At 31.5% G+C, this 13,728-nt stretch carries 18 protein-coding genes; all 18 read left to right on the top strand.

The genetic code is table 11. The annotated features are described in order from the left end of the window. The 18 genes from FBE93_RS07320 (at nucleotide 1) to ybeY (ending at nucleotide 13,712) form a co-directional block, all read left to right on the top strand. The gene (locus tag FBE93_RS07320; RefSeq protein ID WP_002851861.1) at nucleotides 1–522 is read left to right on the top strand and encodes a F0F1 ATP synthase subunit delta; all 522 of its coding nucleotides are present in this window, start codon (nucleotides 1–3) and stop codon (nucleotides 520–522) included. Nucleotides 523–535: 13 nt separating this feature from the next. Beyond that, a complete protein-coding gene (gene atpA, locus FBE93_RS07315; protein WP_165434329.1) occupies nucleotides 536–2,041 on the top strand; it encodes a F0F1 ATP synthase subunit alpha in 1,506 nt (501 codons plus the stop codon). An 8-nt stretch (nucleotides 2,042–2,049) separates the two neighbouring features. After that, nucleotides 2,050–2,934 (top strand): ATP synthase F1 subunit gamma, encoded by an 885-nt coding sequence (gene atpG, locus FBE93_RS07310; RefSeq protein WP_002860587.1) that lies wholly within the window; start codon nucleotides 2,050–2,052, stop codon nucleotides 2,932–2,934. A gap of 24 nt (nucleotides 2,935–2,958) precedes the next feature. Further along, nucleotides 2,959–4,356, top strand: a complete 1,398-nt coding sequence (gene atpD / locus FBE93_RS07305; protein ID WP_165434328.1) for a F0F1 ATP synthase subunit beta — start codon at nucleotides 2,959–2,961, stop codon at nucleotides 4,354–4,356. A gap of 3 nt (nucleotides 4,357–4,359) precedes the next feature. After that, on the top strand, nucleotides 4,360–4,749 hold the full coding sequence (atpC, locus tag FBE93_RS07300; RefSeq protein ID WP_002866728.1) for an ATP synthase F1 subunit epsilon: 390 nt from the start codon (nucleotides 4,360–4,362) through the stop codon (nucleotides 4,747–4,749). Continuing rightward, nucleotides 4,749–5,303 carry a MotA/TolQ/ExbB proton channel family protein gene (locus FBE93_RS07295; protein ID WP_002854361.1) on the top strand — a complete coding sequence of 185 codons (555 nt, stop codon included), beginning with the start codon at nucleotides 4,749–4,751 and terminating at the stop codon, nucleotides 5,301–5,303. The genes atpC and FBE93_RS07295 overlap by 1 nt, the downstream gene beginning before the upstream one ends. Nucleotides 5,304–5,311: 8 nt before the next feature. Continuing rightward, a complete protein-coding gene (locus tag FBE93_RS07290) occupies nucleotides 5,312–5,701 on the top strand; it encodes an ExbD/TolR family protein (protein WP_002866730.1) in 390 nt (129 codons plus the stop codon). 2 nt (nucleotides 5,702–5,703) lie between these two features. Continuing rightward, nucleotides 5,704–6,483: a TonB C-terminal domain-containing protein gene (locus FBE93_RS07285; protein WP_165434327.1), complete on the top strand. Its 780-nt coding sequence runs from the start codon at nucleotides 5,704–5,706 to the stop codon at nucleotides 6,481–6,483. A gap of 9 nt (nucleotides 6,484–6,492) precedes the next feature. After that, nucleotides 6,493–7,701 (top strand): Tol-Pal system protein TolB, encoded by a 1,209-nt coding sequence (tolB, locus tag FBE93_RS07280; protein ID WP_002860943.1) that lies wholly within the window; start codon nucleotides 6,493–6,495, stop codon nucleotides 7,699–7,701. Nucleotides 7,702–7,777: 76 nt separating this feature from the next. After that, nucleotides 7,778–8,275: a peptidoglycan-associated lipoprotein Pal gene (gene pal / locus FBE93_RS07275; RefSeq protein ID WP_002851617.1), complete on the top strand. Its 498-nt coding sequence runs from the start codon at nucleotides 7,778–7,780 to the stop codon at nucleotides 8,273–8,275. 3 nt (nucleotides 8,276–8,278) lie between these two features. Further along, nucleotides 8,279–9,226: a tetratricopeptide repeat protein gene (locus FBE93_RS07270; RefSeq protein ID WP_002851738.1), complete on the top strand. Its 948-nt coding sequence runs from the start codon at nucleotides 8,279–8,281 to the stop codon at nucleotides 9,224–9,226. A 14-nt stretch (nucleotides 9,227–9,240) separates the two neighbouring features. Beyond that, nucleotides 9,241–9,813, top strand: a complete 573-nt coding sequence (locus FBE93_RS07265) for a peptidylprolyl isomerase (protein ID WP_165434326.1) — start codon at nucleotides 9,241–9,243, stop codon at nucleotides 9,811–9,813. A 47-nt stretch (nucleotides 9,814–9,860) separates the two neighbouring features. Then, nucleotides 9,861–10,733 (top strand): ACP S-malonyltransferase, encoded by an 873-nt coding sequence (locus tag FBE93_RS07260; protein WP_230401232.1) that lies wholly within the window; start codon nucleotides 9,861–9,863, stop codon nucleotides 10,731–10,733. Then, entirely contained in the window at nucleotides 10,730–11,419 is a 690-nt protein-coding gene (gene pfs, locus FBE93_RS07255) for an aminodeoxyfutalosine nucleosidase (RefSeq protein WP_165434325.1), read from the top strand. Before FBE93_RS07260 ends, pfs begins: the two co-directional genes overlap by 4 nt. After that, the gene (locus FBE93_RS07250; RefSeq protein WP_002866734.1) at nucleotides 11,416–12,171 is read left to right on the top strand and encodes a tRNA 2-thiocytidine(32) synthetase TtcA; all 756 of its coding nucleotides are present in this window, start codon (nucleotides 11,416–11,418) and stop codon (nucleotides 12,169–12,171) included. Before pfs ends, FBE93_RS07250 begins: the two co-directional genes overlap by 4 nt. Before the next feature lie 4 nt (nucleotides 12,172–12,175). Further along, nucleotides 12,176–12,697, top strand: coding sequence for a cysteine hydrolase family protein (locus FBE93_RS07245; protein WP_002934157.1), 522 nt, complete (start codon nucleotides 12,176–12,178; stop codon nucleotides 12,695–12,697). Continuing rightward, nucleotides 12,697–13,311 (top strand): recombination protein RecO, encoded by a 615-nt coding sequence (recO, locus tag FBE93_RS07240; RefSeq protein WP_002934159.1) that lies wholly within the window; start codon nucleotides 12,697–12,699, stop codon nucleotides 13,309–13,311. The genes FBE93_RS07245 and recO overlap by 1 nt, the downstream gene beginning before the upstream one ends. Continuing rightward, entirely contained in the window at nucleotides 13,308–13,712 is a 405-nt protein-coding gene (ybeY, locus tag FBE93_RS07235; protein ID WP_002857275.1) for an rRNA maturation RNase YbeY, read from the top strand. The genes recO and ybeY overlap by 4 nt, the downstream gene beginning before the upstream one ends. The last annotated feature ends 16 nt before the right edge of the window (nucleotides 13,713–13,728 follow it).

The following is a 13,728-nucleotide window of genomic DNA, read 5'->3' as shown; positions in this document are numbered from 1 at the left end:
ATGGAAAATATAATTGCAAGAAGATATGCAAAAGCGATAGCTTCAAGAGCTGATATAAATGATTTTTATCAGAATTTGTGTATTTTAAATTCTGCTTTTGTTTTGCCAAAATTTAAAAATATTATAGAATCTAATGAGATTAAAAAAGAAAGAAAAATGGAATTTCTTGATTCTTTTTTTGATATTAAAAATTCTAGTTTTCAAAATTTTTTAAGACTTTTGATTGAAAATTCAAGATTAGAATGCATTCCTCAAATAGTTAAAGAACTTGAAAGACAAAAAGCTTTTAAAGAAAATATTTTTGTTGGTATTGTATATTCTAAAGAAAAATTAAGTCAAGAAAATCTTAAAGATCTTGAAGTCAAACTTAACAAAAAATTTGATGCAAATATTAAACTAAATAATAAAATCAGTCAAGATGATAGTGTTAAAATAGAATTAGAAGAATTAGGTTATGAACTTTCTTTTTCTATGAAAGCTCTTCAAAATAAGCTAAACGAATATATATTGAAAATTATCTAAGGAGAAAAAGTAAATGAAATTTAAAGCTGATGAGATCAGTTCAATAATCAAAGAAAGAATTGAAAATTTTGATTTAAATCTTGAAATTGAAGAAACAGGAAAGATTATTTCTGTAGCTGATGGTGTTGCTAAGGTATATGGACTTAAGAATATTATGGCTGGAGAAATGGTAGAATTTGAAAATGGTGATAAAGGAATGGCCTTAAACCTTGAAGAGTCGAGTGTAGGTATTGTTATACTTGGAAAAGGAGAAGGTTTAAAAGAAGGTGCTTCTGTAAAAAGACTTAAGAAATTACTTAAAGTTCCAGTAGGTGAGGCTTTGATTGGTCGTGTTGTAAATGCTTTAGGTGAGCCAATTGATGCTAAAGGTGTGATCAATGCTAATGAATATCGTTTTGTTGAAGAAAAAGCAAAAGGTATTATGGCGAGAAAAAGTGTTCATGAGCCTTTACATACAGGAATTAAAGCTATTGATGCGCTTGTGCCAATTGGTCGTGGTCAAAGAGAGCTTATCATAGGTGATAGACAAACAGGTAAAACTACTGTTGCTGTTGATACTATTATATCTCAAAGAGGTCAAGGAGTTATCTGTATATATGTTGCAATTGGTCAAAAGCAAAGTACAGTGGCACAAGTGGTTAAAAGACTAGAAGAACATGGTGCTATGGAATATACTATTGTTGTAAATGCTGGTACTTCAGATCCTGCGGCTTTACAGTACTTAGCTCCATATACTGGTGTAACCATGGGTGAATTTTTTAGAGACAACGCAAAACATGCTTTAATTGTTTATGATGATTTGAGCAAGCATGCTGTAGCTTATCGCGAAATGTCTTTGATTTTACGTCGTCCTCCAGGTCGTGAAGCTTATCCAGGCGATGTTTTTTATCTTCATTCAAGATTGCTTGAAAGAGCAAGCAAGCTAAATGATGAATTAGGTGCTGGTTCTTTGACGGCATTGCCGATAATTGAAACACAAGCAGGAGATGTTTCTGCTTATATTCCAACTAATGTTATTTCAATTACAGATGGACAAATTTTCTTAGAAACTGATTTATTTAACTCAGGAATTCGTCCTGCAATTAATGTTGGTTTATCAGTATCTCGTGTAGGTGGGGCTGCTCAAATTAAAGCTACAAAACAAGTTTCAGGCACATTAAGACTTGACCTTGCTCAATATAGAGAGCTTCAAGCTTTTGCACAATTTGCTAGTGATTTAGATGAGGCAAGTAGAAAACAACTTGAACGTGGACAAAGAATGGTTGAACTCTTAAAACAACCACCTTATTCTCCGCTTAGCGTTGAAAAACAAGTAGTTTTAATTTTTGCAGGAACCAAAGGTTTCTTAGATGATATTGCTGTTTCTAGAATTAAGGAATTTGAAGATGGAATTTATCCTTTTATTGAGGCAAAACATCCAGATATTTTTGAGCAAATTCGCTCTAAAAAAGCTTTAGATTCTGATTTGGAAGAAAAACTAGCTAAAGCCATTAATGAGTTTAAAGCAAATCATTTATAAGGTCTTTTATGTCTAATTTAAAAGAAATTAAAAGAAAAATTAAAAGTGTTCATAACACTCAAAAGACTACAAATGCTATGAAGCTAGTTTCTACTGCTAAGTTAAAAAAAGCAGAAGAAGCAGCTAAAAGATCAAAAATTTATGCACAAAAAATCGATGAAATTTTGAGTGAAATTTCATTTCAGATCAATAAAATTGTTCACAATGAAGATGATGTGCGTTTATCTTTGTTTCATAAAAAAGAACAAATTAAAACCGTAGATTTAATATTTATTACTGCAGATAAAGGCTTATGCGGTGGTTTTAATATTAAGACTTTAAAAACAGTAAGTGAAATGCTAAAAGAATATGAAGCAAAAAATATTAATATTCGTCTTAGAGCTATAGGTAAAACTGGGATTGAATATTTTAATTTTCAAAAAATAGAATTGTTAGAGAAATATTTCCATCTTAGTTCTAGTCCTGATTATGAGAAAGCATGTGAAGTAATTCATGCTGCTGTAGATGATTTTTTAAATGGAAATACAGATGAAGTGATTTTAGTTCATAATGGTTATAAAAATATGATTACCCAAGAACTTAAAATTAATCATCTTATTCCAGTTGAACCAAAGAGTATTGAACAGACTCATAATTCTCTTTTAGAGCTTGAACCAGAAGGAACTGAGCTTTTAGAAGATTTAATGAAAACATATTTCGAGTATAATATGTATTATGCATTAATCGATTCTTTGGCGGCAGAGCATAGTGCAAGAATGCAAGCTATGGATAATGCAACTAATAACGCAAAGGCAAGAGTGAAACAACTGAATTTAGCTTATAACAAAGCAAGACAAGAATCTATTACCACTGAGCTTATAGAAATTATCAGTGGTGTTGAATCAATGAAATAGTAAATTTTAAGGAGAAGATAAATAATGCAAGGATTTATTTCACAGGTATTAGGTCCGGTTGTTGATGTAGATTTTAACGACTATTTACCTCAAATTAATGAAGCAATTGTTGTAAATTTTGAAAGCGAAGGAAAAAAACATAAACTTGTTTTAGAAGTAGCAGCTCATTTAGGAGATAATAGAGTTAGAACTATTGCTATGGATATGACAGATGGTTTGGTAAGGGGCTTAAAAGCTGAGGCTTTAGGTGCTCCTATCAGTGTTCCTGTTGGTGAGAAGGTTTTAGGAAGAATTTTCAATGTTACTGGAGATTTGATCGATGAAGGTGAAGAAATTTCTTTTGATAAAAAATGGGCAATTCATAGAGATCCACCAGCTTTTGAAGATCAAAGCACAAAAAGTGAGATTTTTGAAACAGGGATTAAAGTTGTGGATTTACTTGCTCCTTATGCAAAAGGTGGTAAAGTAGGTCTTTTTGGTGGTGCAGGTGTTGGTAAAACTGTTATTATTATGGAGCTTATTCACAATGTTGCATTTAAGCATAGCGGCTATTCTGTATTTGCAGGTGTGGGTGAGAGAACTCGTGAAGGAAATGACCTTTATAATGAAATGAAAGAAAGTAATGTTTTAGACAAAGTTGCTCTATGTTATGGACAAATGAATGAACCACCAGGGGCAAGAAATCGTATTGCTTTAACAGGTTTAACAATGGCTGAGTATTTTAGAGATGAAATGGGTCTTGATGTGCTTATGTTTATTGATAATATCTTTAGATTTTCACAATCAGGTTCTGAAATGTCAGCACTTTTAGGAAGAATTCCATCAGCTGTGGGTTATCAACCAACCTTAGCAAGTGAAATGGGTAAATTCCAAGAAAGAATTACTTCAACTAAAAAAGGCTCAATTACTTCAGTTCAAGCTGTTTACGTTCCAGCTGATGACTTAACCGACCCAGCTCCAGCAACTGTTTTTGCTCACTTAGATGCTACAACGGTTTTAAATAGAGCTATTGCTGAAAAGGGTATTTATCCTGCAGTTGACCCACTTGATTCAACTTCAAGAATGCTTGATCCAAATATCATTGGAGAAGAACATTATAAAGTTGCTCGTGGTGTTCAATCAGTGCTTCAAAAATACAAAGATTTACAAGATATTATCGCTATTTTAGGTATGGATGAGCTTAGCGAAGAGGATAAACTTGTGGTTGAAAGAGCAAGAAAGATTGAAAAATTCTTATCACAACCATTTTTCGTTGCAGAAGTTTTTACAGGTAGTCCAGGAAAATATATAAACCTTGAAGATACAATAGCAGGCTTTAAAGGAATTTTAGAAGGTAAATATGACCATTTGCCAGAAAATGCTTTCTATATGGTTGGAAATATAGATGAAGCTATTGCAAAAGCGGATAAATTAAAAGGTTAATTTATGAATGATTTGATTAATTTCGAGATAGTTACACCTTTAGGTGTAATCTATCAAGGAGAAGTAAAATCTGTTACTTTACCAGGTAGCGAGGGAGAATTTGGCGTACTTAAAGGACACGCTACTTTGGTTTCTTCTTTAAAATCTGGAGTAATTGATATTGAAAAGGCTGATTTAAATCATGAGTTAATTGCCATTGATGCAGGACATGCAAAGGTGGATGAAGATAAAATTTGTGTATTAGCAAAAGGTGCGGTTTGGGTTTGTGGAAGTGATGAAAGTGAGATTGAAAAAAATCTTGCTCAAGCAAAAGATTTGATTAAATCTATGAGTTCTGATAATGCAGCTTTAGCAGCAACTTTTTCAAAACTTGATAATGCAAGGATGCATTAATGAATTTTGAAGCTATATTTCATTTTTTCAATAGTTCAAGTATTATTACTTATATAGTTTTATTATGGCTTTCTTTATATTTTATTTTAGCATTTAGTATTTTGTTTGCTAGATTGACTTATTTGGCTACATGGAGAAATAAGGAAAAAGAAAGTTTAGAAACTTTGCTCTTGGGTGAGAAGGATTTAAGTCGTACTGATTCGATTTTAAGAAAATGCAATGATACAACTTCAAATCATTTAGAAATCTATAAAAATTTAGCAAGTCGCCGCGCTTCTGCTGGACTTACTTGGCTTAGTATTATTGCTTCAACTTCACCTTTTATAGGTCTTTTTGGGACGGTTATTTCTATACTTGAAACTTTTGGTGGGCTTGGAACTCAAAATTCTTTAAGTATCATAGCTCCTAAAATCAGCGAGGCTTTAGTTGCTACAGGTTGTGGTATTTTAGTAGCAATTCCTGCTTATACATTTCATCTCATCATTAAAAGAAAAGCTTTTGAACTTTTAAGCATTATTGATAGCGAGATTAAAGTTATAAGTTCGAGTAAATAAGGTTAAAAATGCCATTTGATGATGAAAAACCTGAACTTAATATCACACCTTTAGTAGATATTATGCTTGTATTGCTTGCGATTTTAATGGTAACAGCTCCAAGCATTACTTATGAAGAAAAAATTAATCTTCCACAAGGTAGTCAAAAAAATACTAGCGCTCCAACTGTTAAGAGTTTAATTATTAGTATTAATGCAAAAAAAGAAATTTTTTTAAATCAAGAAAAATACGATTTTATAAGTTTTGCTGACAATCTTGCTCAAAGAAAAGCACAATTTAATACCGAAGATCCGGTTTTTATACGCGCTGATAAAAGCTTAAAATATGACGATGTTATTTCAGTCTTAAGAAGTGTAAAAAATTTAGGATTTAATAAAGTTGCTTTACAGACTGAATAATCATGAAAAATTATGGTTTGAGTAATTTAAATTCGTTTTTACTTGCTTTAGCAATATATATTAGTATAGTAATTCTTGTTTTTTTTAGACTTGTAAGCGAGGTTGAACCTGCTATACAATATACTGATATAAAAGATAGTTTTGTAGATATTGAACTTGCTGAACCATCAAAACAAGTTATTACTCAAAGCAACACTCCTAAAGAAATACAAAAACCAACAGAGCAAATTGATATAGAAAAGCTTTTTGCTCAGACTACAAATAAAACAGTTAAAACAGAAGATATTGACCAAAAGGCAAGTAATTTTAATGAGCTTTTTGGAAATATCAAAGAAATACAAGAAGAAAAGACTACAAAAATTCAATCAAGTGCTAAATCAGGAGCTTCTAGTGCCCCAAAACCTCAAGCTTCCGAACTTGTAAAACAACTTAATGATAGTTTACTTCAAGAAGAAAGTTCAATGCAAGGCGAAAGCACAAAGGCGCAAAAGATTGGAATTTATGATGAATTTTTAGGGAAAGTTGTGCGTATTATCACTCAAAGATGGACTCAGTATTATCCAAATAGTGAAAAAATTTCTGTTAAGGTAAAAATTTTTATTGATGAAAATGGAAAATTTGGCTATACTTCAGTTGAAAAAAGTGGGAATCCTTTATATGATGCTAAAGTGGCTGAATTTTTAGAAAGTCAAAAAGGTAAATTTATTACTTATCCTCCGCAAAATAAAAATATAAGCATTACCATGAATTTAAGAGATGAAGCAAAAGTTAAAAATGATTAGGAGAAAAAAATGAAAAAAATTGTAGCAATTTTTTTAGTCTTTTTAGGAAGTCTTTGGGCAGAAGATCCAGTGATTGATGTTGTTAATTCTGGTGTAGTTTTACCAAAGATTATCGTTAAAGATAATTCAAATTTAAGTGATGAGAATTTAAAGAAAAGCTTTTATAATATCATTGTGAACGATTTGAAAGTAAGTTCAAACTTTGAAGTTGTTGCTAATGCAACTGAAACAAGTAATTATACTTTTGAATACGCTTTAAATAAAAATGGTAACACTTTGAGTTTAAATGTAAAAATAAAAGCTGGCGGTTCTGATAAGTCAGAGCAAACTTATACTTTAAATGGTTTAGAGCAATATCCATTTTTGGCACATAAAAGCGTCAAAGCTTCTGTAAATGCGTTAGGACTTGCACCTGTTGATTGGATGGATCATAAAATTTTGATCGCGAGAAATTCCAGCTCTAAAAAAAGTCAAATTATTATGGCTGATTATACTTTAACTTATCAAAAAGTTATTGTTGATGGTGGGCTTAATTTATTTCCAAAATGGGGAAATAAAGAACAAACTCTATTTTATTATACAGCTTATGATCATGATAAGCCAACTTTATACCGTTATGATTTAAATACCAATAAAGCTAGTAAAATTTTATCAAGCGGCGGTATGGTTGTAGCAAGTGATGTGAGTGTAGATGGAAGTAAACTACTTGTTACCATGGCTCCAAAAGATCAGCCTGATGTTTATTTATATGACTTAAATACCAAAAATCTAACACAATTAACTAATTATTCTGGTATTGATGTTAATGGAAATTTTATTGGCTCAGATGATAGTAAAGTGGTATTTGTAAGCGATCGTTTGGGATATCCTAATATTTTTATGCAAGATTTAAATAGTAATAGTGCTGAACAAGTTGTTTTTCATGGTAGAAACAATTCGGCTGTTTCGACTTATAAAGATTTTTTGGTTTATTCAAGTCGTGAACCAAATCAAGCAGGTGTTTTTAATATTTATTTGATGTCAATTAATAGTGATTATATTCGTCAACTTACAGCAAATGGAAAAAATTTATTTCCAAGATTTTCTAGTGACGGTGGAAGTATAGTATTTATCAAATATTTAGGTGCGCAAAGTGCTTTAGGTGTTATTCGTGTAAATGCAAATAAGACTTTTTATTTTCCTCTTAGGGTTGGAAAAATTCAATCAATTGATTGGTAAAAATTTCAATTTTAGGTTAAAATTAATTAAAAATTAGATATAATAGTAAGAATTTATTAACTTTGAAAGGTCATAAATGAAAAAAATTCTTTTTACTTCAATTGCAGCTCTTGCAGTTGTTATTAGTGGTTGTAGCACAAAAAGCACTAGCGTAAGCGGTGATAGTAGTGTTGATTCAAATCGTGGTTCAGGTGGAAGTGATGGTTGGGATATTGATTCAAAAATTTCTCAACTTAATGATACTTTAAATAAAGTATATTTTGATTTTGATAAATTCAACATTCGTCCTGATATGCAAAATGTTGTAAGCACGAATGCTAATATCTTTAACACTGAAGTAAGCGGTGTAAGTATTACTGTTGAAGGAAACTGCGATGAGTGGGGAACTGATGAATATAACCAAGCTCTAGGTTTAAAAAGAGCAAAAGCTGTAAAAGAAGCTTTAATCGCCAAAGGTGTAAATGCTGATAGAATTGCTGTTAAAAGCTATGGAGAAACAAATCCTGTGTGCACTGAAAAAACTAAAGCTTGCGATGCGCAAAACAGACGTGCTGAATTTAAATTATCAAGATAATTAATGAAAAAAATATTCACAGTAGCTCTTCTTGGAGCTACTTTACTTTATGCAGAAAGCTCAGCTTTTGGTGCAGGAGATATAACAAGCAATTCTTCTTATGGTTTAACTTCAAATGAAAAATTATTTAAAGAAAAGTTAGATAATTTAAATAATGAAAATATACAAACAAATGCTAGAATTAATGAAATTAACGAAAGAATCGAGGGTTTACAAAGCACTTTAGAAGGTATAAATTCTCAATATGCTAAATCAAATTCTAGATTAAGTCAAGTTGAAGAGAATAATCAAAATATTGAAAATAATTTTACTAGTGAAATTCAAAAATTAAAGGCTTATGTTGAAGAAAGTAGAAAAATTCAAGAAGCTAATAATAAGCAAGTAAAAAAAGTTTTAGCCGAACTTAGTTCTTTAGTAGATGCTATTAATGCAAATTATGTTTCTAAAAACGAATTAAATGATGCAAATTTAAGCGTTAAAACTATTACACCTAGTGTTGTTGTTTCAACTACAGATTCAAATAGTACCATTGAAAACAATAATACTCAAAATACCCAAGATGATAAAGCAAAACAAATTGATGAATCTTGGAAAAAGAAAAAAAATAATGAAATTTTAGAATTAGCGATAAAAGATGTTGATAAAAATGCTTTTGAAGATTCCAAAGCAAAATTAAATTTTCTCATAACAAAGCAGTATAAACCTGCAAGAGCAAATTTTTGGTTAGGGGAGATCGAGTATAAACAAAAAAATTATAACAATGCTATTGTTTATTATAAAAAAAGTTCTTCTTTGAGTACAAAAGGGGATTATTTCCCAAAACTTTTATATCATACTGCCATTTCATTGGATAAAACAGGTGATACAAAAACAGCAAATGGTTTTTATAAAGCTTTAAAAACTAATTATCCAAATTCACCCGAAGCAAAAGCTTCACCTAATAGAAAATAAATTAAGGAGATAAAATGGCTATAGAAAAAAATAGTGTAGTTTCAATGTTTTATGAGTTAAAAGACGCAAGTACAAATGAAGTTTTAGAATCAAATTTATACTCTCAACCTATTTCTTTTATTTTAGGCAAAGGTCAGATTTTAGAAAGCTTAGAAGAAGAAGTGATGAAGCTTGATTGCCCTAGCAATGCTGATGTGGTAATTAAAAAAGAAAAAGGTTTAGGCGAATACGATGAAAATGCCGTTCAAACTTTACCAAAAGAGCAATTTGCAGGTATTGATTTAAAAGTAGGTATGGAGCTTTTTGGCGAAGGTGAAAATGGCGAAACCGTTCGTGTAACTGTAAAAGAGATTGGCGAAAATGATGTCACAATTGATTATAATCATCCTTATGCGGGTCGTGATTTGCTTTTTTCTTTAAATATCGTAGATGCTAGAGCTGCAAGTGAAGATGAAATTCTTACAGGTATTATCGCAGGAAGTCATAGTTGTAGTTGCGGAAGCGGGCATGGACACGATCATCATCACGGGCATGGACACGGTGGCGGCGGTTGTTGTGGCGGTGGCGGCGGTTGCGGTTGTCATTAATGAATGCTGCGTTTATATTTCCAGGTCAAGGCTCGCAAAGTCATGGCATGGGAAAAGATTTTTATGAAAATTCTATAAAAGCCAAAGAATTCCTTCAAAGCGCAAGTGATTTTTGTAAAATTGATTTTAAACATTTGCTTTTTGAAGAAAACGACAAACTCAATCAAAGTGAATTTACCCAACCTGCCATCGTTTTAAATTCCTTAATGGCTTATAGTGTTTTACTTGAAAAAAAACCTGATTTAAGTTCGAAATTTGCTTTAGGGCATTCTTTAGGGGAATTTTCAGCTTTAGCTGTTAATGGTGCTTTTGATTTTTTAGAGGCTCTTTCTTTGGTCAATAAAAGAGGGCTTTTTATGCAAGAAGATTGTGCAAAAGTTGAAGCGGGTATGATGGTTGTTTTGGGGCTTGATGATGAAAGAGTTGAAGAGCTTTGTCAAAAAGCACAAAAAGAAAACAAGCAAATTTTTGCTGCAAATTATAACTGCGATGGACAAATCGTTATAGCAGGTTTAAAACCTGATTTAGCAATTTATGAAAGTATATTTAAAGAAGCAGGAGCTAAAAGAGCTATGCTTTTAAATATGAGCGTGGCAAGTCATTGTCCTCTTTTGGAAAATGCTTCAGCCAAGCTTTGTATGGAGCTTGAAAAGGTGTTAAAACCAAATTTTAAAGCCGTAATTTCTAATGCAAATGCCAAAATTTATACAAGCAAAGAAGAAGCCCTTGAGCTTTTAAAAGCACAACTTATCTCTCCTGTACTTTATAAACAAAGCATTAAGGTATGTGAAAATGAAGTAGATTATTTCATAGAATTTGGTGCAAGTGTGCTTAAGGGTTTGAATAAAAAAATTACTTCAAAAGAAACTTATGCTTTAACAAATATGAATGATATTGATGAATTTTTAAAGGTTATATGATGAAAATAGCAATTTTAGGAGCCATGAGTGAAGAAATCACTCCTTTACTTGAAACACTTAAAGATTATACGAAAATAGAACACGCCAATAATACTTATTATTTTGCAAAGTATAAAAATCATGAACTTGTTTTAGCGTATTCTAAAATTGGCAAGGTAAATTCTACTCTTAGTGCTAGTGTGATGATAGAAAAATTTGGCGCACAAGCTTTGCTTTTTACAGGAGTTGCAGGTGCTTTTAATCCTGAACTTGAAATTGGTGATTTGCTTTATGCAACAAAATTAGCTCAATACGATCTTGATATTACTGCTTTTGGACATCCTTTGGGTTTTGTTCCAGGTAATGAAATTTTTATCAAAACCGATGAGAAATTAAACAATCTTGCTTTAGAAGTTGCTAAGGAATTAAATATCAAATTGTGTGCAGGTATTATTGCAACGGGTGATGAGTTTATTTGCGATGAAGCAAAAAAAGCAAAAATTAGAGAAATTTTTAATGCGGATGCTTGTGAAATGGAAGGCGCAAGTGTGGCTTTGGTTTGTGATGCTTTAAAGGTGCCTTGTTTTATCTTAAGAGCTATGAGTGATAAAGCAGGGGAAAAGGCCGAATTTGATTTTGATGAGTTTGTGATCAATTCAGCTAAAATTTCGGCCAATTTTGTGCTTAAAATGTGCGAAAAATTATGATAAATCTTAGCAAAAAACTCATACGCCAAGTTGCACAAGCTAATGCTAAATTTGGACTTATTAAAGATGGAGATAGGGTTCTTTTAGGGCTTAGCGGTGGGAAAGATTCTTTGGCTTTAGCCCATCTTTTAAATCGTATGCAAGCTCACGCTCCTTTTAAATTTGAACTTGAAGCGGTAACTTTGAGTTATGGTATGGGTGAGGATTATTCTCATCTTCATGCACATTGTGAAGAGCACGGCATTAAACATAGTGTGCTTGATTCAAATATTTATGAAGTTTCAGGCGATACTATAAGAGAAAATTCAAGTTTTTGTAGTTATTTTTCGAGAATGCGTCGTGGGGCTTTATATACTTACGCCCTTGAAAAAGGTTTTAACAAGCTTGCTATAGCTCATCATTTAGATGATGCAGCCGAAAGCTTTTTTATGAATTTTATTCATAATGGAGCTTTAAGAACCTTAGCGCCTATTTATCAAAGCAAACGCGGTGTAACTGTGATACGCCCTTTGATTTTTGTGCGAGAAAGACAGCTTAGGGATAATGCTACGCAAAATGAACTTAGCGTGATAGGAAATGAATTTTGTCCTGGTATGAAACTCAGTGAAAAAAATGTAAAATTTCCACACGCTAGAGAAGAAGCTAAACAGCTTTTAGCAAATTTAGAAAAAGATCATCCTAAGCTTTTTACAAGTTTAAAAACCGCTTTTGCCAATTTACACACGGAGAGTTTTTGGCTTCAAAAGGCATAAAAGCATGAAAAAAGCTTTTGTTTTAGTGGATTATCAAAATGATTTTATTGATGGAAGTTTAGGTTTTGATAAGGCTTTAAAAATCAAAGAAAATATTCTTAAAGCCTTAAATCAAATCGATTTTAATAGCACGCATTTGCTTTTAACCTATGATACGCATGATGAGCATTATCTACAAAGCAAAGAAGGTTTAAATTTACCTGTAAAACATTGCATTAAAGAGAGTTTAGGTTGGCAAATGCCAAAGGAATTTGAACCTTTTTTACAAAAAGCTCATAAAATTTTTTATAAAAATACTTTTGGTAGCTTAGAATTAGCTAATTTCATACAAAAAAGCGATTATGAAGAACTTCGTTTTGCAGGGCTTGTTTCTCATATTTGTGTGTTTTGTAATATCATTTTAGCTTTTGGTGCTAAGCCTAATGCAAGGATAATTTTACACCAAAATTTAAGTGCAAGTTTTGATGAAAATTTAGAAAAATCCGCTTTTGATATGCTTAGAGCTTATGGTATTGAAATTGTTTAATGCAAGGCTTTATACTTCATACTCAAAAAGTTAAAGATGAGGATTTGATCGTTTATATTTTAAGTCCTAAAATGCTTATTAAGGCTTATCGTTTTTATGGACTTAGACATTCTAGTATTTTAAGCGGCTATAAAATCGACTTTGCTTTAGAAGAAAATCCTAGTTTTTTACCAAGACTTAAAGATGTATTGCATTTGGGATTTTTATGGATTATGCAAAGGGATAAAATGCTTATTTGGCAAGAATTTATCCGTCTTTTATATAGGCATTTAAAAGATGTGGAAGAGCTTGATAGTTTTTATTTTGATTTACTTGATGAGTGTGTGAAAAGGTTTGAAAAACAAAATCCAAAGCGTGTTATTGTTGATGCTTATTTAAAAATTTTGGAATTTGAAGGAAGATTGCATAAGGATTTTTTTTGTTTTACCTGTGATGAGAAAATTCAAAATTCCATTACATTACTAAGGGCTTTTTTACCTTCGCATTCTCAATGCGCTTTAGGATTTGAGTTTGAAGAGAAAAAACTAAAACAATTTTATAGCAGTAAAAATTGTGCGATTTTTGATGATGAAGAAATAGAAAATTTATATCATTTGATTAAGGAAGGTTTATGATATTAAGTGATGAAAAATGTGATTTTTTAGAGTCTATAGCAAGTTTTTTAAGTCCTAAAGATGTGGAGCTTGTTTTTGTGGATAGTAAAGAAATGCAAGAAATTAACTTAGAGCAAAGAAAACAAGATAAAACTACTGATGTACTTTCTTTTCCGCTTGAAAATATCGATGAGAGTTTGCCTTTGGGTTCTGTTGTGATCAATGTGGATTTGGCAAAAGAAAAGGCTAAAGAGTTAGGGCATAGCTACGAAGAAGAAATAAGCTTGCTTTTTATCCACGCTATGCTTCATTTGTTAGGTTTTGATCATGAAAATGATAATGGAGAAATGAGAGAAAAAGAGAAAGAACTTATAGAGTATTTTAATTTGCCTAAAAGTTTGATTGTAAGGACTTTGGGATAACTCCACCCCAAAACGG

Source organism: Campylobacter sp. CFSAN093229, from assembly GCF_011068225.1.
Classification (GTDB): Bacteria; Campylobacterota; Campylobacteria; order Campylobacterales; family Campylobacteraceae; genus Campylobacter_D; species Campylobacter_D jejuni.
This window is presented reverse-complemented; position numbering and strand designations above follow the sequence as displayed.

Excerpts from the sequence above, each read along its gene's own strand:
- pfs (WP_165434325.1), top strand. The coding sequence starts at position 10,730 with ATGATGAAAATAGCAATTTTAGGAGCCATGAGTGAAGAAATCACTCCT.
- FBE93_RS07250 (WP_002866734.1), top strand. The coding sequence starts at position 11,416 with ATGATAAATCTTAGCAAAAAACTCATACGCCAAGTTGCACAAGCTAAT.
- atpD (WP_165434328.1), top strand. The coding sequence starts at position 2,959 with ATGCAAGGATTTATTTCACAGGTATTAGGTCCGGTTGTTGATGTAGAT.
- ybeY (WP_002857275.1), top strand. The coding sequence starts at position 13,308 with ATGATATTAAGTGATGAAAAATGTGATTTTTTAGAGTCTATAGCAAGT.
- FBE93_RS07320 (WP_002851861.1), top strand. The coding sequence starts at position 1 with ATGGAAAATATAATTGCAAGAAGATATGCAAAAGCGATAGCTTCAAGA.
- tolB (WP_002860943.1), top strand. The coding sequence starts at position 6,493 with ATGAAAAAAATTGTAGCAATTTTTTTAGTCTTTTTAGGAAGTCTTTGG.
- pal (WP_002851617.1), top strand. The coding sequence starts at position 7,778 with ATGAAAAAAATTCTTTTTACTTCAATTGCAGCTCTTGCAGTTGTTATT.
- FBE93_RS07260 (WP_230401232.1), top strand. The coding sequence starts at position 9,861 with ATGGGAAAAGATTTTTATGAAAATTCTATAAAAGCCAAAGAATTCCTT.
- atpC (WP_002866728.1), top strand. The coding sequence starts at position 4,360 with ATGAATGATTTGATTAATTTCGAGATAGTTACACCTTTAGGTGTAATC.
- FBE93_RS07290 (WP_002866730.1), top strand. The coding sequence starts at position 5,312 with ATGCCATTTGATGATGAAAAACCTGAACTTAATATCACACCTTTAGTA.
- atpA (WP_165434329.1), top strand. The coding sequence starts at position 536 with ATGAAATTTAAAGCTGATGAGATCAGTTCAATAATCAAAGAAAGAATT.
- FBE93_RS07295 (WP_002854361.1), top strand. The coding sequence starts at position 4,749 with ATGAATTTTGAAGCTATATTTCATTTTTTCAATAGTTCAAGTATTATT.
- atpG (WP_002860587.1), top strand. The coding sequence starts at position 2,050 with ATGTCTAATTTAAAAGAAATTAAAAGAAAAATTAAAAGTGTTCATAAC.
- FBE93_RS07265 (WP_165434326.1), top strand. The coding sequence starts at position 9,241 with ATGGCTATAGAAAAAAATAGTGTAGTTTCAATGTTTTATGAGTTAAAA.
- FBE93_RS07245 (WP_002934157.1), top strand. The coding sequence starts at position 12,176 with ATGAAAAAAGCTTTTGTTTTAGTGGATTATCAAAATGATTTTATTGAT.
- FBE93_RS07285 (WP_165434327.1), top strand. The coding sequence starts at position 5,704 with ATGAAAAATTATGGTTTGAGTAATTTAAATTCGTTTTTACTTGCTTTA.
- FBE93_RS07270 (WP_002851738.1), top strand. The coding sequence starts at position 8,279 with ATGAAAAAAATATTCACAGTAGCTCTTCTTGGAGCTACTTTACTTTAT.
- recO (WP_002934159.1), top strand. The coding sequence starts at position 12,697 with ATGCAAGGCTTTATACTTCATACTCAAAAAGTTAAAGATGAGGATTTG.